The organism is Rhodococcus sp. P1Y, from assembly GCF_003641205.1.
Classification (GTDB): Bacteria; Actinomycetota; Actinomycetes; order Mycobacteriales; family Mycobacteriaceae; genus Rhodococcoides.
Genome location: NZ_CP032762.1, coordinates 5,570,120 through 5,593,728 on the forward strand (window position 1 = coordinate 5,570,120; position 23,609 = coordinate 5,593,728).

General features: G+C 63.1%; 23 protein-coding genes. 11 read left to right on the top strand and 12 right to left on the bottom strand.

The window, feature by feature from the left end:
• Nucleotides 1-2: 2 nt before the first annotated feature.
• A complete protein-coding gene (locus D8W71_RS25770) occupies nt 3-1,463 on the bottom strand; it encodes a helix-turn-helix domain-containing protein (RefSeq protein WP_121117820.1) in 1,461 nt (486 codons plus the stop codon).
• A 152-nt stretch (nt 1,464-1,615) separates the two neighbouring features.
• On the opposite strand from D8W71_RS25770, the gene D8W71_RS25775 reads away from it, so the two are divergent.
• From D8W71_RS25775 to D8W71_RS25790, 4 genes are read left to right on the top strand one after another with little or no spacing between them, the layout of a single operon-like run.
• Nucleotides 1,616-2,659 (top strand): amidohydrolase family protein, encoded by a 1,044-nt coding sequence (locus D8W71_RS25775; protein WP_121117822.1) that lies wholly within the window; start codon nt 1,616-1,618, stop codon nt 2,657-2,659.
• Between the two features lies 1 nt (nt 2,660).
• Complete coding sequence (locus D8W71_RS25780; protein ID WP_121117824.1) at nt 2,661-3,425, top strand: iron-sulfur cluster assembly protein; 765 nt, start codon at nt 2,661-2,663, stop codon at nt 3,423-3,425.
• Between the two features lie 5 nt (nt 3,426-3,430).
• Entirely contained in the window at nt 3,431-4,456 is a 1,026-nt protein-coding gene (locus D8W71_RS25785) for an NAD(P)-dependent alcohol dehydrogenase (protein ID WP_121119929.1), read from the top strand.
• Nucleotides 4,457-4,502: 46 nt separating this feature from the next.
• Nucleotides 4,503-4,826: a putative quinol monooxygenase gene (locus D8W71_RS25790; RefSeq protein WP_121117826.1), complete on the top strand. Its 324-nt coding sequence runs from the start codon at nt 4,503-4,505 to the stop codon at nt 4,824-4,826.
• On the opposite strand, the gene D8W71_RS25795 is transcribed toward D8W71_RS25790, so the two are convergent.
• The 3 genes from D8W71_RS25795 to groL form a co-directional block, all read right to left on the bottom strand.
• Nucleotides 4,823-5,725, bottom strand: a complete 903-nt coding sequence (locus tag D8W71_RS25795; protein WP_121117828.1) for an alpha/beta fold hydrolase — start codon at nt 5,723-5,725, stop codon at nt 4,823-4,825. The two genes, D8W71_RS25790 and D8W71_RS25795, sit on opposite strands and share 4 nt — an antisense overlap.
• Nucleotides 5,726-5,755: 30 nt before the next feature.
• Nucleotides 5,756-6,532 carry an RsiV family protein gene (locus tag D8W71_RS25800; RefSeq protein ID WP_236077612.1) on the bottom strand — a complete coding sequence of 259 codons (777 nt, stop codon included), beginning with the start codon at nt 6,530-6,532 and terminating at the stop codon, nt 5,756-5,758.
• A 163-nt stretch (nt 6,533-6,695) separates the two neighbouring features.
• Nucleotides 6,696-8,321: a chaperonin GroEL gene (gene groL, locus D8W71_RS25805; protein WP_115967265.1), complete on the bottom strand. Its 1,626-nt coding sequence runs from the start codon at nt 8,319-8,321 to the stop codon at nt 6,696-6,698.
• Nucleotides 8,322-8,755: 434 nt separating this feature from the next.
• Here groL and D8W71_RS25810 point away from each other — a divergent pair, with 434 nt between their 5' ends.
• The gene (locus D8W71_RS25810) at nt 8,756-10,246 is read left to right on the top strand and encodes an amino acid permease (RefSeq protein ID WP_121117832.1); all 1,491 of its coding nucleotides are present in this window, start codon (nt 8,756-8,758) and stop codon (nt 10,244-10,246) included.
• On the opposite strand, the gene D8W71_RS25815 is transcribed toward D8W71_RS25810, so the two are convergent.
• Nucleotides 10,243-11,157 (bottom strand): serine/threonine-protein kinase, encoded by a 915-nt coding sequence (locus D8W71_RS25815; RefSeq protein WP_121117834.1) that lies wholly within the window; start codon nt 11,155-11,157, stop codon nt 10,243-10,245. The two genes, D8W71_RS25810 and D8W71_RS25815, sit on opposite strands and share 4 nt — an antisense overlap.
• Nucleotides 11,158-11,463: 306 nt before the next feature.
• Here D8W71_RS25815 and D8W71_RS25820 point away from each other — a divergent pair, with 306 nt between their 5' ends.
• The gene (locus tag D8W71_RS25820) at nt 11,464-13,338 is read left to right on the top strand and encodes a BCCT family transporter (protein WP_121117836.1); all 1,875 of its coding nucleotides are present in this window, start codon (nt 11,464-11,466) and stop codon (nt 13,336-13,338) included.
• 145 nt (nt 13,339-13,483) lie between these two features.
• Entirely contained in the window at nt 13,484-13,834 is a 351-nt protein-coding gene (locus D8W71_RS25825; RefSeq protein WP_121117838.1) for a DoxX family protein, read from the top strand.
• On the opposite strand, the gene D8W71_RS25830 is transcribed toward D8W71_RS25825, so the two are convergent.
• The 6 genes from D8W71_RS25830 to D8W71_RS25855 all read right to left on the bottom strand — a co-directional run bounded on the left by D8W71_RS25830 (nt 13,814) and on the right by D8W71_RS25855 (nt 19,179).
• Nucleotides 13,814-14,419, bottom strand: coding sequence for a DJ-1/PfpI family protein (locus tag D8W71_RS25830; protein ID WP_121117840.1), 606 nt, complete (start codon nt 14,417-14,419; stop codon nt 13,814-13,816). The two genes, D8W71_RS25825 and D8W71_RS25830, sit on opposite strands and share 21 nt — an antisense overlap.
• A gap of 119 nt (nt 14,420-14,538) precedes the next feature.
• On the bottom strand, nt 14,539-15,216 hold the full coding sequence (locus tag D8W71_RS25835) for a GOLPH3/VPS74 family protein (RefSeq protein WP_121117842.1): 678 nt from the start codon (nt 15,214-15,216) through the stop codon (nt 14,539-14,541).
• Nucleotides 15,213-15,632 carry a DUF1801 domain-containing protein gene (locus D8W71_RS25840; RefSeq protein WP_121117844.1) on the bottom strand — a complete coding sequence of 140 codons (420 nt, stop codon included), beginning with the start codon at nt 15,630-15,632 and terminating at the stop codon, nt 15,213-15,215. Before D8W71_RS25840 ends, D8W71_RS25835 begins: the two co-directional genes overlap by 4 nt.
• Nucleotide 15,633: 1 nt before the next feature.
• A complete protein-coding gene (locus D8W71_RS25845; protein WP_121117846.1) occupies nt 15,634-15,999 on the bottom strand; it encodes a UBP-type zinc finger domain-containing protein in 366 nt (121 codons plus the stop codon).
• The gene (locus tag D8W71_RS25850; RefSeq protein ID WP_121117848.1) at nt 15,996-17,462 is read right to left on the bottom strand and encodes an ATP-binding protein; all 1,467 of its coding nucleotides are present in this window, start codon (nt 17,460-17,462) and stop codon (nt 15,996-15,998) included. The genes D8W71_RS25845 and D8W71_RS25850 overlap by 4 nt, the downstream gene beginning before the upstream one ends.
• Nucleotides 17,463-17,523: 61 nt before the next feature.
• On the bottom strand, nt 17,524-19,179 hold the full coding sequence (locus D8W71_RS25855; RefSeq protein ID WP_121117850.1) for an FAD-dependent oxidoreductase: 1,656 nt from the start codon (nt 19,177-19,179) through the stop codon (nt 17,524-17,526).
• Nucleotides 19,180-19,580: 401 nt separating this feature from the next.
• Between D8W71_RS25855 and D8W71_RS25860 the strand changes: the two genes are divergently transcribed.
• The gene (locus D8W71_RS25860; RefSeq protein ID WP_121117852.1) at nt 19,581-20,396 is read left to right on the top strand and encodes a DUF1206 domain-containing protein; all 816 of its coding nucleotides are present in this window, start codon (nt 19,581-19,583) and stop codon (nt 20,394-20,396) included.
• 91 nt (nt 20,397-20,487) lie between these two features.
• On the opposite strand, the gene D8W71_RS25865 is transcribed toward D8W71_RS25860, so the two are convergent.
• Nucleotides 20,488-21,441 carry a helix-turn-helix transcriptional regulator gene (locus tag D8W71_RS25865; RefSeq protein ID WP_121117854.1) on the bottom strand — a complete coding sequence of 318 codons (954 nt, stop codon included), beginning with the start codon at nt 21,439-21,441 and terminating at the stop codon, nt 20,488-20,490.
• Between the two features lie 87 nt (nt 21,442-21,528).
• Here D8W71_RS25865 and D8W71_RS25870 point away from each other — a divergent pair, with 87 nt between their 5' ends.
• From D8W71_RS25870 to D8W71_RS25880, 3 genes are all read left to right on the top strand, one after another.
• Nucleotides 21,529-21,933, top strand: coding sequence for a VOC family protein (locus D8W71_RS25870; protein ID WP_121119931.1), 405 nt, complete (start codon nt 21,529-21,531; stop codon nt 21,931-21,933).
• 178 nt (nt 21,934-22,111) lie between these two features.
• Nucleotides 22,112-22,948: a DUF559 domain-containing protein gene (locus D8W71_RS25875; RefSeq protein ID WP_161965502.1), complete on the top strand. Its 837-nt coding sequence runs from the start codon at nt 22,112-22,114 to the stop codon at nt 22,946-22,948.
• A gap of 170 nt (nt 22,949-23,118) precedes the next feature.
• Entirely contained in the window at nt 23,119-23,574 is a 456-nt protein-coding gene (locus tag D8W71_RS25880) for an SRPBCC family protein (protein WP_121117858.1), read from the top strand.
• Nucleotides 23,575-23,609: the final 35 nt, after the last annotated feature.

Here is a 23,609-nt window from a genome sequence, read left to right on the forward strand (position 1 = left end):
GATCAAGAACGCAGAGTGATGCCGTAACGGTCTCTTTTGCGGTAGATGGTCGCGCGGCTCATACCCAGTTCCTCCGCCGCCTCGCTCATCGTGATGCCGGGCCGAGTGAGCACGCGGATCATCTCGTCGCGCTCGAACGTCTCGATGCGGGTGAGTCGATGGGTGGTGCGCGAGAGCACCTCCGGCGGTAGGTGTTCGACGCCGATGACGTCGGCTCGAACAGCGGCATGATGCATCACCGTCGCTACTTCCGCCACGTTGCCCCGCCAGGCGTATTCACGCAGTGCTCGCTCGGCCGCGCCGGTCAGCGTGACGGCCCGGCCACGTACTCGTCCTGCCAGGTGCAGCGCGAGCGGCGCGATGTCGTCGGGTCGATGCCGAAGTGCGGGCAATTCGACGACCGTGCGCAGCAATCCCGCGAGTGCATGCGGAACGTCGTCGTAATTCGATGCCGTCACGGTCACCGGCACGCCTGCTCCCGCGCGGCGCAGTAGCTCGGCCAATGTATCCGCCGCGCGGGCGGGCAGCCTGTCGACGTCACGAATGACCACGGCGGTATCGGGTTTCGGCAATTCGGGAGTCCACAGGTCGAGCCAGGCTTCGGCGTCACGGGCTGCGGGTGCACCGGCACTGAGGATCCGGCCGCGGGGCCGAGTTGCCCGCAGTGCGCGGGCCAGCACGGTGGCTCTGCCCGAACCTGCCTCCCCGACCATCAGTACCGAACCATGATCGGCGAGAGCCGATCTCGCGGTGCCGAACGCACTGCGCCACGCGGGCGAAAGGTCGTCGACGATGCTGGATCCCGCTCCGCTGTGCGCTGTCTCGACTCGGAACACTTCACCGCGCGGGGCCGGCCGAGGCTGCTGGCCCTGCGACCGTGCGAGCATCATGGCCGAGGTGTTCCCGGCCGCCGATTGGGCAAGGGCCAAAAGCAGATCCGACGAAGACCGCGACCATGTCGTGAGGTTGACGCATCCCTCGACCCGGCCGGTCAGTGGATCGAGCACCGGAGCGGCCGCGCAGGTGTACCCGGCCAGGGACAGTGAGTAGTGTTCATCGGCTCGGACCACCGCGGGCACCCGATCTGCCAGCGCCAGCGCGAGTCCGTTGGTCCCCGTCTGATCCTCGGCATACGAGAATCCGGGTGCCAGATGGACGCGATCGAGTGCGGCGAGTAGTTCGCGGTCGGCGCTGACGCGATCCAGCACGAGTCCGTCGGCGTCGGTGAGCATCATCGACACCGGCTCGTTCGCCAACGTGTCGCGTAAGCCGTCGAGCACTTCCCGGCCGCACCGGTAGAACAGGGATTCACCGTCGTAGGTTCCCGAGAAGACGGGAGCAACCTCGTCCAGCGAGACGCCGTACCGCTGACTGCGGTGCCACGATGCGAGCAGTCGGTGCGAGACGGCAGCGAGGGGCTCCGCGTGGAGTCGGGCTCGCGCGAGGCCCTCCGATTCAGCCATGTGACTCACGTTACATTCTCATGTCGCAATCTCGGCCGGCCGATCGTCTCGAATTGAGACAGCGAGAGGCCCTCGAGACGACCACACCGCCTTACCGTCGTGCAAAGACAAACGTGACCCATGTCACGAACTGCACTTCGGGAGGCTCACGCATGTACACCAAAAACGGCGAAAACTTCTTCATCGTCGACGCTCACGTCGCCCTGTGGGACGCGCGGCAGGAGAACCAACGCAACATCCACGGCAAACAGTTCATCGACTGCTTCTACGACTATCACCGCAACCTCTCCCCCGAGAGCGAGCTGTGGACGTACGACGAGTACCTCTACCAGGGCGGCGAGCGGTTGATGCACGACCTGTTCGAGATCGGGTACGTCGATCACGCCATCTTCCAGCCGGCGCACCTCGGGGAGTTCTACAAGACCGGGTTCGGGCAGACGGAGGAAGCGTCGGCGCTTGCCGCCGCACACCCGGACAAGTTGACCTACAACCACCACTTCGACCCGCGCAACGGTGAGCGTGGCCTCGACCAGCTGCGCGCCGACGCAGAACGATTCGGGCTGAAGGGCGTCAAGCTGTACACCGCCGAGTGGCACGGCGATTCCCGCGGCTACAAGCTCGATGACGACTGGACGCGCCGCTACCTCGAGGTGTGCCGCGAGGTCGGCATCAAGAACATCCACGTGCACAAGGGGCCGACCATCCGTCCGCTCGATCGCGATGCATTCGACGTCGCGGACGTCGACCACGTGGCCACCGACTTCACCGATCTGAACTTCGTCGTCGAACATTGCGGACTGCCGCGCCTGGAGGACTTCTGCTGGATCGCCACCCAGGAGCCCAACGTGTATGCCGGCCTCGCCGTTGCCATTCCGTTCATGCACACGCGCCCGAAGTACTTCGGTCAGATCATGGGTGAGCTGCTGTACTGGCTGGGCGAGGACCGCATCTTCTTCTCTTCCGACTACGCGCTGTGGACACCCAAGTGGCTGGTCGAAGGGTTCGTCGACTTCCAGATCCACGACTCCCTCGACGAATACGCACCCATCACGCTCGAGCAGAAGAAGAAGGTGCTCGGACTCAACGCCGCCAAGCTGTACGACATCCCGGTACCCGCCGAACTACAGCTGCCCGACGCCGACGAGACCGAGACCGGACCTCGTCAGCCCGAGCGCGCCGATCTCGCGGCGGTGTGACATGACGACTGCTACGACGACCAGGAAGGACGAGGCCTACGCCGCCCTCGGCGTCGTCCTGGATCCCGAATTGGACGAGCCCATCACCGATCTCGGCTTCGTCCGATCCCTCGAGGTCGACGAGGGCACCGTCCATCTTCATCTTCGATTGCCGACGTCGTTCTGCTCGCCGAACTTCGCGTACCTCATGTCGGGCGACGCGAAAGACGTGTTGACGGCGTTGCCGTGGACCGAGCGTGTGCACGTCGAACTCGACGATCACCACGACTCGGACAAGATCAACGCCGGTCTCGCCGCCGACGCGGGCTACCGCGGCACTTTCGGACACGAGGCCGAAGAAGATCTGGAGGAACTGCGAGCGACGTTCCGCCGCAAGGCGTATGTGGCGGCGATGGAACGATCGTTGAACGCGTGGCTGCGAGCGAACCGCGACGCCACCGAGAACGATCTGGCCGCAGTGGTTCTCGGAGATCTACCGGACGATCGCACCTCGACCGCGCTGCTCCGTCGGCGTGAGGCACTCGGGCTGAGGATCGATCCGGCGGCTCCGGCTCTCGTCGATCACACCGGTCACCCACACACCGGAGACCTGACGATGGTGATGCGGCGAGCCCGCGCCACCCGCGTCTCGATCGACGGCAACGCGCACTTCTGCCGTGGATTGCTGCAGACCCGCTACCCGGGGTCGGAGGAGCAGCAAGTTCCTCGCGTGGAAGGCGCGTTCATTCCACTCACCACACTTACTACACAGGAGCATGTTTCATGAGTTCGATGCGCGCCGTCCAGGTCGTCGGCTATCACAAGAAGCTGGAGATGACCGAGGTTCCGATTCCAGAAGTACAGGGCCCACTCGACGTCATCGTCAAGATCGGTGGGGCCGGCGTATGCCGCACCGATCTGCACATTCTCGAAGGTCAATGGGCCGAAAAGTCGGGCGTCACACTGCCGTACACGATCGGCCACGAGAACGCCGGGTGGGTCCATGCCGTCGGGTCGGCCGTCACCAACGTGCGTGAGGGCGACAAGGTGATCCTGCATCCACTCGTGACGTGTGGACTGTGCCGAGCCTGCCGATCCGGAGACGACGTCCATTGCGAGACCAGCGATTTCCCCGGGATCGACACCAACGGTGGATACGCCGACTACCTGCGGACCAACGCCAGGACAGTTGTGAAGATCGACGATTCGCTCGAGCCGTCCGCGGTCGCCGCGCTGGCCGATGCCGGCCTGACGGCGTACCACGCGGCGGCGAAGGCGGCCAAGCGTCTGACGCCGAGAGACAAGTGCGTCGTCATCGGAGCCGGCGGTCTGGGCCACATCGGTATTCAGGTACTCGAGGCGCTCTCCCCGGCCGAGTTGATCGTCATAGACCGCAATGCCGATGCCGTGAAACTGGCGCTCACCTTGGGGGCCGACCATGCTGTGGTCGCCGACGGCACCCAGTTCGATCAGGTCATGGAACTCACCCGCGGCTTCGGGGCCGAGGTGGTACTCGACTTCGTCGGTGAGAACGGTTCCACCGCAGAAGGATTGGCGATGACCCGACGGGCCGGTGACTATCACGTCATCGGGTACGGCGAGAACGTCGACGTGCCGACCATCGACCTGGTGTCGGCGGAGAAGAACATCGTCGGCAACCTCGTCGGGTCGTACAACGACCTCTGCGATCTGATGTCACTCGCCGCACGCGGTGCCGTCAACCTGCACACGCAGACGTACGCACTGGACTACTTCCAGAGCGCTATCGACGACCTCGACAACGGACGGGTTCGCGGCCGCGCGATTCTCGTACCGTGAAACCGGGTAGTACCCCCCAGCACCACACCGACTACGAGGAGCAACGTTGATCTTCATCACCGCCAAGTTCAAGGTCAAGCCCGAGCACGCCGACAACTGGCCCGAGATCTCCCGCGATTTCACCGAAGCATGCCAAGCCGAAGAAGGATGCCTCTGGTATTTCTGGTCGCGCACTCTCGACGACCCCACCGAATACGTCCTGGTGGAGGCGTTCAAGGATCCCGATGCCGGTGCGACGCACGTGAACTCGGATCACTTCAAGAAGGCCCAGAAGGAACTCCCGCCGTACCTGCAGGAGACCCCGAAGATCATCAGCCAAGAGGTCGACGGCACCGACTGGAACGAGCTGGGCGAGCTCGCGGTCGACTAGATCGAACTGCGATCCCGGACCACCTGACCCAGCGTCACGATGGCGTCGGCGAAGTGCCCGGGTAGCTCCTGGGGCGGGTTGTGGCCGCACTCGACCTGACGAACGTCGATCAGATCGGTGAAGTGCGCCGCGTGGTCCGGGCGGCCGTACAACGAGGCAACGGTGTCCTCGGTCGGATCGATCACGACCGTGGGCACCGTGATCGCCGGTTGCCGTGTCAGCAATTCCTGCGTTTCTGCATAGGCGGCATCCCCGGCCTCGATGCCGTATCGGTGCCGGTACGAATGCACGGACACATCCACGAAGTCGGGGTTGTCGAACGAGGGCGCGGTGGCCGCGAACTCGGAGTCACCGAACCTCCACGTCGGCGACCAGTCCGTCCACAGCGTCTGGGCGATTTCTGCGCGGTAGGCCGCCAGCCCGGCCCGGCCTCGCTCGGAGTGCAGGTAGTACTGGTACCAGTACCGCTTCTCGAGGTGCGGCGGCACCGGCGTGGACACCGCCGCCGCGATGTCCTGTACGAGGTATCCGGACACGCTCACCAGACCCGACACCAGTTCCGGCCACAGCGCGGCGACGACGCACGCAGCTCGCCCACCCCAGTCGTAGCCGGCGACAATCGGTTGGCCCAGTTTTAGAGCGATGATCAGCTCACGAAGGTCATGACCGATTGCGGCCTGCTCACCCGAGCGCATCGTGTTCACGTCGACGAATCGGGTGGGTCCGAAGCCGCGTAGGTACGGCACCACCACGTCGTAACCGGACTGGGCGAGAAGCCCGGCGACGTCGTCGTAACCGCGCGGGTCGTACGGAAACCCGTGCATCAGTACCACCGAGCGGCCGGACGGATCACCGACGCGGTCGTAGGCCACATCCAGCACCCCTGCGCGAATCATCATGGGTTCATGCTCGCACTGTCGGGCCCAGGGTCAGCTGCTCAGCACGTCCTCCATGCCGGGAGCGAGGACGTCGGACAGGTCGGTCCATGGGACCGTGATCGTGATGAGGCCGATGCCATAGGCCCCCACCTGGTAGTCACCGAAGTGAATGTTCATACCGTCCGGCGATGCCGTCCAGTTCCCGAAGTTGGCCACCGTCGGTTCGATGCCCAAGCGCTCGAATCTGTCGCCTGCGCGGGTGGACGGGAGAATTGCCGCTGCTCGATCGGACAGTCGAGACAATCCGGCATCCAGATCGGTGAAGGCATCGCCGAGGGAGATCGGCTGCGCTGTATCGGCATTGATCGTCACGGTCGCAAGCAGTGAATTGCCGTGCGCTCCGGGCGGCACGGCGATCCAATCGGTGATCTGTTCGGCACTGATCACGCGCCGCCCGACGTGGTTCGTACCCGTCGAGTAGCCGTCGCTGAGGGTGAAGTCGTTCCCGTAATCGCGGTCGATCTGATCCTGCAACGCCGCGCGCATCGACTCGTTGAATTCGGCTGTCACGGCCGGATTGCCGCCGCTCAGCTGTGGAATCGCGACGTCGTAGGTCGCACGCGCTGTCGATCCGGTAATGCGAATACTGCCGACGACGTACGGCTCGGCGGCCATCGAGGTAGGAGGCGGCGTTGTGCTCGTCGACTCGGTTGTCGAGTCAGCAGTGATTGTCGGCGCCACGCTGGTCGTCGGTGCCGACGCAGGCGTAGCGGTGCCCGAGGTGGAGCAACCTGCGAGGGCCGTTGCCACGGCAAGTGCGACCGTCATCGAGCGAATTCGAGCCATTACTCACACTAACCACAAACCAGGCGGGTATCACCGAGAATCGGGTGCAGCCGACCGCGATCCGCGCGGCTGGTTGCACCCGATTCGAACGCGAAAAAGCCCGGCACCTCGAAAGGTGCCGGGCTTCTTCAGTGCAACAAGGGACTCAGAAGTCCATGCCGCCCATGCCACCGGTCGGATCGCCAGCAGGCGCTCCGGCCTTCTCGGGCTTGTCGGCGACGACGGCCTCGGTCGTCAGGAACAGAGCCGCGATGGACGCTGCGTTCTGCAGTGCCGAGCGGGTGACCTTGACCGGGTCGTTGATGCCTGCAGCGAGCAGGTCCTCGTACTCGTTGGTCGCGGCGTTGAGGCCGTGACCTGCGGGCAGGTTGGAGACCTTGTCCGCAACAACGCCGGGCTCGAGGCCTGCGTTGAATGCGATCTGCTTGAGCGGAGCGGACAGTGCGACGCGAACGATGTTCACGCCGGTTGCCTCGTCGCCGTCCAGCTTGAGGTTGTCGAGTGCGGGAGCGGCCTGCAGCAGCGCGACGCCACCACCGGCAACGATGCCCTCTTCGACGGCAGCCTTGGCGTTACGCACTGCATCTTCGATGCGGTGCTTGCGCTCCTTGAGCTCGACCTCGGTCGCTGCTCCGGCCTTGATGACTGCAACGCCACCGGCAAGCTTGGCCAGGCGCTCCTGCAGCTTCTCGCGGTCGTAGTCGGAATCGGAGTTCTCGATCTCGGCGCGGATCTGGCTGACGCGACCGGCGATGGCGTCGGAGTCGCCCGAGCCCTCGACGATGGTGGTCTCGTCCTTGGTGATGACGACCTTGCGTGCCTGACCGAGCAGCTCGAGTCCGGCGGTCTCCAAGGAGAGGCCGACCTCTTCGCTGATGACCTCTCCACCCGTGAGGATGGCGATGTCGGCGAGCTGCGCCTTGCGACGGTCACCGAATCCGGGAGCCTTGACGGCAACGGACTTGAAGGTGCCACGGATCTTGTTCACCACGAGGGTGGAGAGAGCTTCGCCCTCGACGTCCTCGGCGATGATGACGAGCGGCTTGCCGGACTGGATGACCTTCTCCAGCAGCGGCAGCAGGTCCTTGACGGTGCTGATCTTGGAGCTGACGAGCAGGATGTACGCGTCTTCGAGGACGGCTTCCTGACGCTCTGCATCGGTGGCGAAGTACGCCGAGATGTAGCCCTTGTCGAAGCGCATGCCCTCGGTGAGCTCGAGCTGCAGGCCGAAGGTGTTGGACTCCTCGACCGTGATGACGCCTTCCTTGCCGACCTTGTCCATTGCCTCGGCGATGAGCTCGCCGATGGACGGGTCGCCTGCGGAGATGCCAGCGGTAGCAGCGATCTGCTCCTTGGTGTCGATCTCCTTGGCGGAAGCGAGCAGCGACTCGGTGACGGCTGCAACAGCCTTCTCGATGCCGCGCTTCAGGCCGAGCGGGTTCGCGCCGGCTGCGACGTTGCGCAGGCCTTCACGAACGAGTGCCTGGGCGAGAACGGTAGCGGTGGTGGTGCCGTCGCCTGCGACGTCGTCCGTCTTCTTGGCGACCTCCTTGACGAGCTCGGCACCGATCTTCTCGTAGGGATCCTCGAGCTCGATCTCCTTGGCGATGGAGACGCCGTCGTTGGTGATCGTGGGGGCGCCCCACTTCTTCTCGAGCACGACGTTGCGACCCTTGGGGCCCAACGTCACCTTTACTGCGTCGGCGAGGGCGTTGAGGCCTCGCTCGAGGCCACGGCGTGCCTCTTCGTCGAACGCGATGATCTTGGCCATTGCGAAGTGATCCTCCGGATTGGGGGTGACACGCAGAACGAAACGTGTGTCGTCTCGCTCATCTGCACTTGCTCGGCCGAGTTCGGTGCCCGCGACGGACGACCAGGGGTGTCGATGATTCCCAGCCTCACCGTCCCGACCTGGCACTCACAAGGCGCGAGTGCCAACTGCATTTCTAGCACTCGACCATGGCGAGTGCAAGGTCGAGGGGTCACGTTCACTCAGGGCGCAGAGCTGGGACGGATTCGCACCCTCGAGCAGATGCTCACGCTCTCGATCGGCCTTCACGCACTGTTTACACCCGAGCGATTTGTTTACATCCAACGCCTTTCGTGACGCCGCACAGCGGAAATACCGTTCGGGACAGGAACATTCGAGCTAGAGCAATTCGGACAATTCACCCGTTCGCGCAATCGACAGCAAGGGATCGCACCATGTCCGATTCGGTCGACACCACATACGACAACTCAGCGATGGACCACGAGGAGGAGGGCTACCACAAGGGCCTGAAGCCTCGTCAGCTCCAGATGATCGCCATCGGCGGAGCAATCGGTACCGGCTTGTTTCTCGGCGCAGGTGGACGACTTGCGAGCGCCGGCCCTGGCCTCTTCCTCGCCTACGCCCTCTGCGGAATCTTCGTCTTCTTCATCTTGCGCGCGCTCGGTGAGCTGGTACTGCATCGCCCGTCGTCGGGATCGTTCGTCTCCTACGCTCGCGAGTTCTTCGGAGAGAAGGCAGCCTTCGTCGCCGGCTGGATGTACTTCCTCAACTGGGCTATGACGGCCATCGTCGACGTCACGGCCATCGCAACGTACATGCACTACTGGGGTTCGTTCGAGGTCATCCCTCAGTGGGTCATCGCGCTGATCGCTCTGGTCATCGTGATGTCGCTCAATCTCGTTTCGGTCAAATGGTTCGGTGAAATGGAATTCTGGGCCGCGATCATCAAGGTCATCGCTCTCGTGACGTTCCTCGTCGTGGGCGTCGTGTTCCTTGCCGGACGCATCCCCGTCGGCACCGAGATGCCGGGCATCTCGCTGATCACCGACAACGGCGGACTGTTCCCGTCGGGCGCTTGGCCGTTGGTCATCGTCATCTCCGGCGTCGTCTTCGCATACGCGGCCGTCGAACTCGTCGGTACCGCCGCAGGTGAGACCGAGAACCCGGCCAAGGTCATGCCACGTGCGATCAACTCCGTGATCGCACGAATCGCACTGTTCTACGTCGGATCACTCGTACTGCTGGCCCTGCTCATGCCGTACACCGCATACGCAGCAGGCACGAGTCCGTTCGTGACTTTCTTCTCGAGTATCGGCCTCGGCGGCGCAGGCACAATCATGAACATCGTCGTGCTCACCGCTGCGCTGTCCTCGCTCAACGCCGGTCTCTACTCGACGGGTCGAATCCTGCGATCGATGGCCATGAACGGCAGCGCCCCGGAGTTCACGAAGAAGATGACCAAGGGCGGAGTCCCGTTCGGCGGGATTCTGCTGACGTGCTTCATCACGCTGTTCGGCGTCGCGCTGAACGCGATCGCGCCGGGCGAAGCGTTCGAGATCGTGCTGAACATGTCGGCTCTCGGCATCATCGCGAGCTGGGCGACCATCGTGCTCTGCCAGATCCAGCTGTACCGCTGGTCCCAGAAGGGCATCCTCGAGCGTCCGAAGTTCCGGTTGTTCGGCGCGCCCTACACGAGCTACGCGACGCTGGTGTTCCTGTTCGGCGTGCTCGTACTCATGGCGTTCGACGCCCCGATCGGCACCTGGACGATCGCCACCCTCGTCATCATCATCCCCGCTCTGATCGGTGGCTGGTACCTCGTACGCACCAAGGTGCTGGCGGTCGCCGAGGAACGTCTCGGTTACACCGGGCAGTACCCCGTCGTCGCCAACAGACCGCTCGACGAGGACGAGTTCAACACCTAATGATGCCGACGTAGCACGCTGCGCAGCCCCGCCCCGAAGGGAGACCTCCGAGGCGGGGGCTCGGGCGCAGGCGCGGTGAGAGCCCGTTCCACCGCGTCGGCCAGGTCCTGGCAAGTCTCGTAACGATCGGCCGGATCCTTCGCCAACGCCGTTGCGACGACCGTGTCGAGGCCTTTTCGAAGGGTTCGCCGCCGCTCGGTCACGACCGGCGGTGACGCGCCCAGCTGAGCATCCATGATGGCAAGCGGCGTCGCCAGCGGATAAGGCGGTTTTCCGGTGAGCAACTCGACGAGGGTCGCGCCGAGTGCGTAGATATCGGTCTGCGGTGACAACGATTCGCCGCGAAGGACCTCCGGCGCCGCGTATTGGATGGACGTGAGTACCGTTCCACCGCGTGCGAGCGGCGTCTCGTCGTCGACGAGTCGTGCAATTCCCCAGTCGGACAACAGAACCTGCTCGTAGCCGTCGGGACGCGCTCCGGTACTGATCAATATGTTCGACGGCTTGACATCGCGATGCAGCACACCCTGTGCATGTGCGTAGTCGAGCCCCTTCGCGACCTCGCCGACGATGCGGGCGGCCCTGCGAACCTCCAACGCAATCTGACCGCGCGCGACGATTCTGGCTGCGCTGTACCCCTCGACGTAATGCATCGACATCCACAGCTGACCGTCGGTTTCGCCGTGCGCGTGCACCGACACGATGTTGGGATGATGCAGCGTGCCCGCGATCTCCGCTTCCATGACGAACTTGGCCCTCAGCCGTTCACTCCGCGAGGCATCGGCATTGAGAATCTTGAGCGTCTCGTGGCCCGCAACCAGATACACCTCGCTCATTCCGCCCACGCCCAGAAGCCGCTCGACGGTGTACCCGGCGAAGACATCTCCCGGCGACAAACGGCCGCGCGTCATGGCGAGATCGCCACCGCTGTCTCATCGCCGGCCCGAAGCGCTGCGAACACACACGGCGCTACGACGGGGCTTCCGATCACGCAAGTTTGCGGCACGAAATGAACAGTAGTGGGAGTTCCGCAGGTCAGCGACCCGTGCACGGTCGCCGCGTTCGCGCACACCACATAGGTCGGCTACGGTGTTTACCGGTACTTGACCAAACAGAGGTTAACGCAAGAGAACCGATTGTGGTCGGCCCGGCTCGAGGTGGCCCAGCATCGGCGGCCGTCCACAATTCGCATACGAAATTGTGAGGACGACAAACAAGTGAATCTCGACAAGAAACCCAACGCAGTAAAAGAAGCGTGGGACGGGCTGCTCAAGCCCGTGTTCGTCCCCGCATCGATAGTCATCTTCGCGATGATCGCGTTCGCGGTTGTTTACTCGAGCACTGCCGCAGACGCTTTCACCTCACTGAACACCGCAATTACCGACGGTGTCGGCTGGTGGTACATCTTGGCTACCACCGGATTTGTGGTCTTCGCCCTGTACTGCGGAATCAGCCGTGTGGGAAACATTCGCCTCGGGCGCGACGACGAAAAGCCCGAGTTCGGGGTGATGTCCTGGTTCGCGATGCTCTTCAGCGCCGGCATGGGTATCGGCCTGGTGTTCTACGGCGTCGCCGAACCGCTGTCGCACTATGTGGTTCCGCCCGAAGCAGGCGGTGTCGCCGGGTCGACGGACGCGGCAGCCAACCAAGCCATGGAACTGACGCTCTTCCACTGGGGCCTGCATGCGTGGGCGATCTACGTAGTCGTAGGCCTCGGTCTTGCGTACATGACGTATCGCAAGGGGCGTCCGCTGTCGGTGCGATGGCTCCTCGAACCACTGCTCGGCCGCAAGCGGATCGAGGGTGGCATCGGACATGCCATCGACACAGTTGCCATCATCGGAACACTGTTCGGCGTCGCGACCTCGCTCGGGTTCGGTGTGCAGCAGATCTCGGCAGGCCTGTCGTATCTCGGCTGGGTCGAGAGCAACAACTGGTTGACGGTCCTGCTCATCGCAGGAGTGACCGGGCTTGCCACTTTCTCGGTGGTCTCCGGCGTTTCCAAGGGCCTGAAGTGGCTGTCCAACATCAACATGGGATTGGCCGCCGGTCTCGCCATCTTCGTCCTCGTAGCCGGACCGACGCTGTTCCTCATGCAGTCATGGGTACAGAACCTCGGCGGTTACATCCAGGCGCTTCCCGAAATGATGCTGCGTACCTCGCCTTTCGCCGATGACGGCTGGGCCGGCGCGTGGACCATCTTCTACTGGGGATGGTGGATGAGCTGGGCTCCGTTCGTCGGAATGTTCATCGCTCGCATCTCCCGTGGCCGTACGATCCGCGAGTTCGTTTTCGGCGTACTGCTTGCACCGACCATCATCGGTTCGCTGTGGTTCACGATTTTCGGCGATGCAGGAATACTCAGGCAGCGCGAGAACGGCGACCTGCTGGTCGACGGCGCGGTCGACACGAATACCAGCCTCTTCCAGCTGCTCGACGGTTTGCCGCTCGCGACGATGTCGAGCGTCCTCGCGATCTTCGTGATCGTGTTCTTCTTCGTGACGTCCTCGGACTCGGGATCACTCGTGATCGACATACTCTCCACGGGCGGTGAACTGGAGCCCCCGAAGATCACCAGGGTCTACTGGTCGATTCTCGAAGGCACCGCGGCCACCATTCTGCTTCTCGTGGGTGGAACCGGGTCCCTTACTGCGTTGCAGACGATGTCGATAGCCACGGCAGTTCCGTTCTCGATAATCCTCGTCCTGGCGTGCGTCTCGATGGTCAAGGCATTCCGGTACGACGTCGCGACGACCCCGCGGTATGTGCGGGTGACCCAGACGCCCACTACGTCCGGGCCGGAAGAGCCGGAACGGACGGCCGACGGCGCACCGAAACGTCGAAAGCGCGTAGGTATCTCCTCGACGTTCTCAGGGCTGGGACCATCCACCGTCGGGCTTACCACGCCGTCGAACGGACATGTCGTTCTCGCCGTGCACGAGGTGTCGTCGGAGTCGTTGGAAGTCGACCCCGACACCGGAGCCGTCGAATTCTCCCAGGACAGCGGCCCGGTAGATCCTCTCCGCGGCGAGGTGTTCGACTCCCAGGAGTTCGCGGATTCCCACGAGGGTCAGTCTCAGTCGAACTCGTAGATTCACGTGAGAACAAGAGGGGCCCGGCACACGCCGGGCCCCTCTTGTCGTTACTCCCCCATCCTGCCGACGGTGCTACTGTCTGCCTTGTCACTGTTCTTCCGACTGCAACTTCATACACCTCGAGATCGGGCCTGAGACTGCGATGTTCATTGCGACACTGATTGTTTCGATCTTCCTGGCCGTTGCACTCACTTTCTCGGCAGTCGGAAAACTGACCAAGAGCGCGTCCGTCATCCCGATCATGGAGCAGGTCGGCGTGCCCGCCGACAAGGTTCCTGTGCTCGCCTACCTGGAGATCGCGGGCGCCATCGGCATGCTCGTCGGTTTGTTCTTCTGGCCGATCGGCGTTGCGGCAGCCATCGGCGTGATTCTGTACTTCGTCGGGGCCGTCATCGCGCACCTGAGAGTGCAGGATGCCAAAGGAATCGGACCCTCGGCCTTCCTCACCGTGGTCGCAGTCGCCGCGCTCGTTCTACGCCTGCTGAGCGTCTGACCAGTCGTACTGCATCTGCCGGGCAGTGAGGGCCGCAACTTCTTCGGTCACCAGACGCCCTACCAGGTGAAGCGCTAGATCCAGACCTGCGCTGATGCCCGCCGACGTAGCGATGTCACCGTGATCGAGGAATCGAACACCCTCGCGGACATCGAGATTCGGCCACACGGCGCGTAACTCGCCGATGTCCTCCCAATGCGTCGTCACCGGGCGTGAATCCAACACGCCCGCCTTGGCCAGAAGGAACGCACCGGTACACACCGACGCCGTCAATTCGGTTGTCTTCGAATTCTTCTCGATCCACGCGATCACCGCGGGGTCCGCCGCAACAGCATGGACGACACCACCGGGTACCAGGACGATGTCGTAGTGACGAGTGTCGTCGATCGTCGTGTCCACCGAAATGCGCATTCCCCCACGAGCACGAACGGGTCCTTCGCTCACCCCGACGAGTACGACGTCGAATGCCGGTTCACCACCATCGCGGGACGTGATCCGGTTGGCCACCGAGAACACTTCGAACGGTCCGCATGCGTCGAGAACCTCGACGTCGTCGAACATCAGGATGGCGAGAGACCTGGTCATCCCGCGAGTATCCCAGATCGCCGCTCCCCAGAGGCACGCTCGCGGCCCCTCCAGGGCACTTATCCGCGCCACTGGGCGGGACGCGCACCAGGGCTCGTGAGCGGGACGCCCACTAGGGCTCAGCTACCCGACGACGCGACGATGATCGGAACCATCACCGCCGCCGTGACGGCAGCGTTCACATCTTGCACCGCTTTACGCACTGCAGCGCTTGCCCATTCACCCTCGGCGATCTGTTTCGCCCGCGCCTTCGCGAGCTTCTTGTCCACGCCCGGCAGTACTTTCGGAACGGCGTCGACCGCTGAAATCAGGGAGATCAACGCGGATGTCTCCGGCGTCGGCGTGGTGCCGTCGACGATGGCGCTCCCGATCCACTGACGCGCCCAGTTCTTGCGTGCCGGATCCCGGGCAGGCCAGCTGGTCGTCGGGAAAAGTCCGAGGACCTTGTCGTGCCTCTCGGTCACGAAGCCCTGCTGCGCGAGCCGAAATCCGATTTCCTTGTGCAGGTTCTTCTGCAGCTTCTCGATCGCACTCTGCGGCTTCAGCGGATTCCTCTGGGTTCCGATGAGCGCGTGCGCTCGCGCGAGAAGTGGATCCGGCGGCGGTGGTCCGGACACCACCAACCGGCCGTCCTTGACCTGCTCACCCTTGACGGTGATGCGAACCGAACCGTTCATCGCCAGTTCGAGCACCAGACCACCGGCAAGGACACGGGGAAACTTGGTGCTGTCGACCACCGGCTTACCGGTCACATCGTCGACGAGAAGCAGGAACACGTCTTCCGCGATCAGCGTCATACACCGAGGGTACCGACGACGTACGGGTAGGACACCTCGATCATTCTTCCGAGGACATCGGTGTCGACGTCGGCAAGCTTTGTCACGTACAGGCATCCTGCGCCGGTCTTGTACTTGCCCAACGACTCCAGCAACTCCGCCGTCTCCGGCGCATACGTGAGCCCGTACAACGCGAGCGACGCCCTCCTCGGCGAGAACCCCACGGCGAGGGCGTCACCTTCGCGGCCGCTGTCGTAGCGGTAGTGGTACTGCCCGTACCCCACCATCGTCGGCCCCCACATCACTGCGGGTTGCTCGGTGATCTCGGAGAACATCTCGTGCAAAATCAGGCCGTCAGCGCGCCGAACCGGATGCTCGACGGCAGCCAAAAAATCCTCGACGTCGACATCGGTCGGCCCGGTCTTGTTCTCGCTCATGTCAGTTCAGATATCGCTGCCAGTTCGACGGTACGAGATCCTTGGGTCCCGGGGTCGTCTGATCCAGTGGATGATGTTGAGGCTCCGCCAAATCGGGGCCGTCGTACATCTGCTCGTCGGCGTAGCTGTAGTACCAGTCCTCACCCGGCTCGAAACTGCGAATGAACTGGTGGCCTGTGCTTTCGGCGTGCTTGCTCGCGTGCTGCGAAGGCGAGGAATCGCAGCACCCGACATGCCCGCATTGCGCACACCTCCGAAGGTGGAACCACCACCCTTTCGATTCCGTACATTCCGCGCAGCCGGGTCCCGACGGGGGAACTTCGGTATCGATGCCTGGAATGTCGTTTTCCGGCTGGGGCTCGCTCATGAATCCTCCTGTGCTGCGGTTGTGGAGTCTGCAGAATGCCCAACTTCCTGGCTGGGCTGTATCGGTAACCGGACGATGAATCTGGTGTTGCCCGGTTCGGACTCCACGTTCAGATCACCCTGATGCTTCTTGACGATGATCCGCCACGAAATATCCAAACCGAGACCCGTCCCCTCACCCACCGGCTTGGTGGTGAAGAACGGCTCGAAGATGCGTGAGGCGATGGCGTCGGGAACTCCGGGGCCGGTGTCACCGATCTCGATCTGCACCTGATCGTGGTCGAGAATTGTTCTGACGGTGAGGGTTCCAGTGCCGTTCATTGCCTGCACGGCGTTGTCGATGAGGTTGGTCCACACTTGGTTCAGCTCGGCTGCGTATGCCGGAATCGGGGGAACGGCCGGATCGTATTCCTTGACGACGGTGATGTCGTCGCCGATCTTTCGTGCCAGCATCACCAGTGTGCTGTCGAGCAATTCACGAATATCGACGGTCTGATACGGCGCGCGGTCCATCTGCGAATACTGTTTGGCCGCACCGACGAGTGTGGACACCCGCGTCGTGGAATCGGCGATCTCGTTCATCAGGAGCTCGGTTTCGACGGTGTAGTTGAGCCACCTGATCGCGCCCTCCAGCGTCTTCGATTCGTCGACCGTTGCGGCAACCTTCTCGAGCCACGCGACGTCGAGACCCGCCGCAACGAACGTCGGCGCCAGATCCCAGCCGCCTGCGATGTCGTGGTCGTCGAACCAATCTCCGAGCTCGTCCTCACGGTCCGACGCCTCGAGGGGCGTCAACTTCGGCGCCTTTGCGACGAGTTCGACAGCCTCCTCCTGCAAACCGACGAGAGAGGTGAGCGCCGTCCGGTCGAGCGACCCGTTCGCGATCATCTTCAGCTTCTGACGCATGTGCGCGACACGATCACGTAGCGCCGACGTCGCCCGAACTGCCGCTGCCGCTGGGTTGTTCAATTCGTGAGTGAGTCCGGCGGACAGCGATCCGAGCGCAAGCAACCGTTCCCGCTGATCGACGATCTGCCTGGTGTTACGGGCGCCGATGAACAGGCCCTCCAGCAGGTGCAGCGCCATCGGGAACCACTCGGAGACGATGTCCGCGAACTTGTCCGCGTCGAGCACGAAAAAGCGCGAAGGTGCGCTGACACGCAGTGAACTCGGGTAGGTCTGCGGAACGCGCTCGCGGAGATACGCCTGCCACGCACCTGCGTACACACCGCGCTGCGACGTGCGGCTGATCACCAGATCCTCACCACCCGACAGCTTCGTCAGAACCAAGGAACCCTCGATCAACACGTAGAAACACGTCGCCGGCTCGCCTTCGGCGAACACCGGACCCGGCTCGATGATCTCGACGTGCCCAGCGACGCACAGCTCCTCGAGCTGATCGTCGGACAGCTTCTCGAACAGGAACAGCGTCTTCAGCTCTTCCGGCGAACACTGCTGGCTCATCTGGTCACTCCGCAGGCTGCGCTCCTGGCTACATGGTCACTCCGCAGGCTGCGCTCCTGGCTCATGGGTTGGCCAAATATCTGTGCACGAGCATCACTGCCATCGCTCCCTCTCCTACCGCCGACGCGACGCGTTTTGCCGAATCGGATCGCACGTCCCCGGCCGCGAACACTCCGGGCACGCTCGTTTCGAGGTGGTGCGGCAATCGGTCCCGGTCCCACCCTCTCGGCCCTTTGCCGTCCACGACCAAATCAGGGCCGGTGACGACGAACCCGTGCTCGTCCCGGACCACGAAACCGTCGAGCCAGTCGGTCCGCGGTGCAGCCCCGATGAAAAGAAACAGATACTGCGCAGCGACCGTCTCGTCGGTGTCGGTCACGCGATTGTGCAACGTGATCGTCTCGAGGTGATCGTCCCCGTCGACCCCGACGACCTCGGTGCACGTTCGCACAGTGATCCGGGGGTGCTCCTCGATCTGCTTGATCAGGTAGTACGACATCGACGCTTCGAGCGACTGCGCCCGGATCAGAATCGTCACCGACTTCGCACCGCGCGCAAGGTAGACCGCAGCCTGACCGGCCGAGTTCGCACCACCGACGATGTACACGTCCTGCGCGGCACACCGGGCAGCTTCGGTCATCGCCGATCCGTAGAACACCCCGCGTCCGGTGAAGTTCTCGATCCCAGGCGTCGCCAACTGCCGGTAGGCGACACCCGTCGACAGGATCACCGTCTGGGCATCGATACTGCGCCCGTCGGCGAATCGGACCGTTCGGGCCGAACCGTTGGCCTCCAAGCCGACGACGTCCTGCGTCGTGACGACCTCGGCCCCGAACTTCAGTGCTTGCCGACGTGCCCGCTCCGCCAACTGTGCACCGGATACACCGTCGGGAAATCCGAGGTAGTTCTCGATGCGAGAGCTTTGACCGGCCTGACCGCCGGTTGCGGTCCGCTCGATGAGCGTCGTACGAAGTCCTTCCGACGCGCCGTACAGAGCGGCGCCCAATCCGGCCGGGCCGCCGCCGATGACGACGAGGTCGTAGAACTCGCCGGACGGGGTCGTCGTCAGTCCGAGGTGATCACCGAGTTCGGAGTCCGTCGGTGCACACAAGGCTTTGCCCTCGGCGGTGACGATCACCGGGCACACGGTGTCGTCGACGCCCGCCGACGTCAAGAGCCGTGCGCCTTCGGGTTCATCGGCCATGTACCAGCGGTAGGGCAGCTGATTACGGGCGAGGAATTCACGAACCTCGGAGGACCGAGCCGACCAGCGGTGGCCGATCACCTTGGTCTCCTCGACCGGACGGTGATCCGACGAGGACCAGGCCTCGAGTTGGGCGTCGAGTACGGGGTACAGCTTCTCTTCGGGAGGATCCCACGGCTTGAGCAGGTAGTAGTCGAGGTCGATGACGTTGATGGCGTCGATTGCGGCATCCGTGTCGGCGTACGCAGTCAGGAGGACCCGTCGCGCATAGGGGTACAGGTCCATCGCCTGCTCGAGGAATTCCATACCGTTCATCTGCGGCATGCGATAGTCGGCGAGCAGCACTGCCACGGGCTGGCCGCGGAGCTTGAGTTCCTTGAGCGCATCGAGCGCCTGAGCACCGGATTCCGCCCTGATGATGCGATAGTTTTCGCCGTAGTGACGGCGAAGATCGCGAGCGACGGATCGGGATACACCCGGATCGTCGTCGACGCTGAGAATTGCAGGCTTCATGACCCTCCCGGTCGGGCATTTACTTGGTGACAAGTATGCCGCGCCGCGGTCGTTCGCGCCTGGGTGCTAGCGGGTATTCGCTAGCAGGGTAATCGTCAGATTTGGCCGCGCGTGATCATGTCTATCTCACGTGGAGTCAGGAGTCGCTCGAGCTGTTCGCTCGGCCACTTCCGGGGGCTTCCGCTCATCCGCGCCGATTCGAGCAGCGGCACGCCCGAGCCTGGACGATGCAAGATCGAATGAAGGTTCACGATCGATCACTCCGAACACATTCTTGGTTAGGTTCTGATTCCTCGTTCTTTCTATCGACCAGTGTTCGCCTCGCGTTACCGGTTTTGCGGGAGGCGCGCGGAAGCTACGTTTCTTCTTCGTTGGCTGCGGGTAAAGAGAGTGCCACCACTATGGAATCGGGGCCAGCAGTGAACACATCGGCAACAGGAGCCGTCGAAGGCGTCCAGAACAGCACTCTGTTCGAGCGAGCAGCCCGAGCCGGGCACTTCGTCAGCGGGCTTCTCCACATCTTGATCGGCTACATCGCCATCCGGCTTGCGTTCGGACAAGGCGGTAACGCCGACCAGTCCGGTGCCCTCGCCGAACTCGGCAGCAAGCCCGGCGGGTCCATCGCACTGTGGATCGCCGTTGTGGCATTCCTGGCGCTGGCCATCTGGCGGATCATGGAAGCAATCGTCGGAAAGAAGTCGGATCAAGACGAAGGCAGCGCGATGGATCGGCTCAAAGCCGGGGCGCTCGCGGTCGTGTACATCGCGTTCGCGTGGTCGACGTTCGGGTTCGCCAAAGGTTCGGGCGAGTCCAGCGGCCAGCAGAACGCGGGCATGACGGCGCGATTGATGGAAAACGGCTTCGGCAAGTTGGTGTTGATCGTGGTCGGACTCGTTGTCATCGGAGTCGGCGGCTACCACGTCTACAAGGGCGTATCGAAGAACTTCCTCGACGATCTCGAAGGCCACCAGAGCAAGGGCGTCGAGTACCTCGGAATCGCCGGCTACGCGGCCAAGGGCGTTGCCCTGATCGGCGCGGGCGCACTCGTCATCGTCGCCGTCTTCACCTCGGACCCCAGCAAGGCCACCGGGATCGACGGGGCGGTCAAGACGTTGGGCGAACAACCATTCGGCCAGATCCTGCTCATCCTCGCCGGAATCGGAATCGGGCTGTACGGGCTCTACGCATTCGTTCTCGCCCGGCACGCGAAGATGTAGTCCGCCCGTGCGTGCGTAGTTACCGTCGAAGGTAACTACGCACTCACGGCCCCTGACCTGGTCGTGCGTGGGTAGTGACACCCCGGGGTAACTACGCACGCACGGGTGGGGTCGCATTGGCCCGATAGCGAGCGACCAGCTCGGCCCCTATTCGCGCCAACTCTGCCTGGACAGACTCCGATTCGATCACCTGCAGAACGTCACCCCATCCCGCCAAGTGCTGCGCGATCATCACCGGAGCTGGGGCGGACACCGTCGCAGTGAGTTTTCCACCGGAAACACTCTGGACGACGCAATGCTTGCCGAACTGATTCTCGAGCACGGACAGCAGGTTTTCGGGGATCACGACGGTTGCCGACGTCCTGCGCTGTTGGTCCTCGACCGTCTCGACCACGGATGCCCACGCTTCGGCGAGATCGAAATTCCTGGGCCGATCGAAGGTCGTCTCGGTCGCGCCGATGTCGCTCATCCGGTCGACGCGAAAGGTCCGATGCCCGTGTGGGGTGGAGGCGATGAGATACCAGGTGTCGTTCTTGTCCACGAGCCCCAACGGACTCACTTCGCGGCGGCTGGTTCCCTTGTAACCGAATGTGACATTCATTCGGCTGACCACCGCGCTCTGCAATAGGCGAACGTGCTCGGACAGTTGCGAGGCCACCTGCCCCCACTGGGCTGGATCGATGGTGATCGCGTCGGCAGCTGCCTGAGCGTCCGCACGAAACGGTTCGGGCAGAGCCTTCACGAGCTTGCGCAACGCCGCCTTCGCGTCGGGAGACAATGCGGCGCCCGGACCGACGAGAGTGAACAGAGCTTGCGCTTCGACCGAGCTGAGTCCGGTCAGGTCCGTACGGGCGCCTCCAATGAGTTGCCAGCCGCCGTTTCTGCCTGCCTGGGGGTAGACCGGAATGCCCGCCGCGGACAGTGATTCGAGATCTCGCCGTGCCGTCGCCACGGACACCTCCAACTCCCCAGCGATCTCTGCAGCGGTCACCCGCCCTCGGGTCTGCATCAGAAGGAGGGTGGCGACGAGTCGGTCCGCGCGCATACTTCGAATTCTGCTCGGAAAAGTAGTCAGTTGGTGAGCACTTTGCGTACGAAGGTTGATCTCACACCGACGACCAAGGAGAACGACATGCTCAGAGGACTCAGCAACATCAGCTTTTATGCAGACGACGTCGCAGCGGCTGCTACCTGGTACACCGAGCTGCTGGGAATCGAGCCCTACTTCCGGCGCGACAACCCCGACGGAACTCCCGCATACGTCGAGTTTCGCGTCGGCGACTTCCAGCACGAACTCGGGATCGTCGACCGCAAGTACGCGATACCGGGCACTTCCTTGGGTGAGTCGATCACGTTCTGGCACGTCGACAACCTCGCCGGATCACTGGATCGTCTGCTTGCACTGGGCGCTTCGCTGCACGACCAGGTCCGCGAGCACGGCGAAGGGTTCAACACCGCTTCGGTAGTCGACCCGTTCGGCAACGTCCTGGGGATCATGAACAACCCGCATTATCTGAACGTGCTCGCGGGGCGCTGACGGACGGGGCTGAGCTTGATCGCCCACTGGCGCAAATACCACGCGGGTTCCCACTCCCTGCGCGCGCGATTGGGCTTTCCTGCTCATTGTCCCCAGTCTCCGGTGTTATCCACAGGCATTCTCGAAACCCTGGTCACCGCAAATGAGTGCACCGATGCACCCCCGATGCTCTTCAGCTATGCACCCATTCGGCATCGCAACTCGCGCGCAGCTACGTGTGTCCGGACAGTCCGACAGCACGATCAGCCGCAACTATCACCGAGTACTTCCGCGCATCTACTCCATCGAGGAACCCTCACCAATTTCGCGTTGCTACGCCGTCACGGTTTGGCAGCCGGGCGCGCTGCTCAGCCATCGCACCGCCGCCTGGTTGTACGGGTGGATCGACCACACCGACACCATCGACGCCACCGTTCCGTCGTCGCACCACCACGCACGAACACCACCGTGGCTCACGCTGCACCGTCGAGCGCTCCGCCGTCAGGAGGCCACGGAGTGTCAGAGCCTGCCAGTGGTGACTCGTGAACGGGCCCTCATCGACTGCATCGCGGTGATGAAACCCGAGGATGTGGCACGTGTCGTCGACGAACGGCTCACCACCGACATCGATCCCGACACTCTGAAGTTCGTAATTCGCTCCACTCCGCACATGCGGGGCAACGCTCGTGCGAAGGCCCAATTACGCAGCGCCTCGTTGCGATTCGCGTCGGAGCCCGAGCGAGTTCTCGCCCGCGCGCTCACCGCGATCGGTCTTCTGATGCACGCGAACTTCTGGGTCGGTAGGTACATGTGCGATTTCGTCGACGAACTTGCAAGGGTGATCGTCGAGGTGGACGGATTCGCATTCCACAGCAGAACCGAGGTGTTCAGCAAGGACCGCCGACGACAGAACGAGCTTGTCCTCGACGGATGGCTCATGCTCAGATTCTCGGCGTACGACGTGATGGCGAATCCCGACAAGGTGGCTCGCCAGATTGCAGACGTCGTCCGACGACGCCGGGCAGCACGGCGATGACGCGCACGGCGATAACGGGCGCGGCGGATTGAGCAGGATGTACCGATTGCGTGCGACGGGCGCGGGTTCCCGCCTCGCAAAGACGAAATTGGTGCATCCTGCTCGACGGTCCGTATAGGCTGCCCACAAATTGTGTGTGACATCGAGTTGCACCATTCACGGAGGTATCGATGAGCAAGACCCTCGAAGCAAGCATCGATGTTGCGGCACCCCCCGAAAAGGTCTGGGCAGTCGTATCGGACCTGAAGCGCATGGGCGAGTGGAGTCCGCAGTGCAGGAAGATGAAGGTGTTCGGGGGTGATGTCCGTAAGGGGACGACGACGCTCAACATCAACCGCAAGGGCTTTCTCGTCTGGCCGACGACAGCGAAGGTAATCGAGTTCGCCCCCAACAAGTCGATCGCGTTCAGAATTGTCGAGAACAAAATGATCTGGTCCTACACACTCACCCCGACCGCCTCGGGAACCACGGTGGTCGAAAAGCGAGAAGCCCCGAACGGCACCAGTGCGATATCCAGATTTCTGATCGACAAAGCCTTGGGCGGAACCGAACAGCTCGACGTGGAACTCGTCGATGGCATGAACAAGACCCTGCAGCGCATCAAGGCGGCGAGCGAGCACGGCTGAAAAATGTTTGCACGTTGAACTTATCGGGCAGTCCC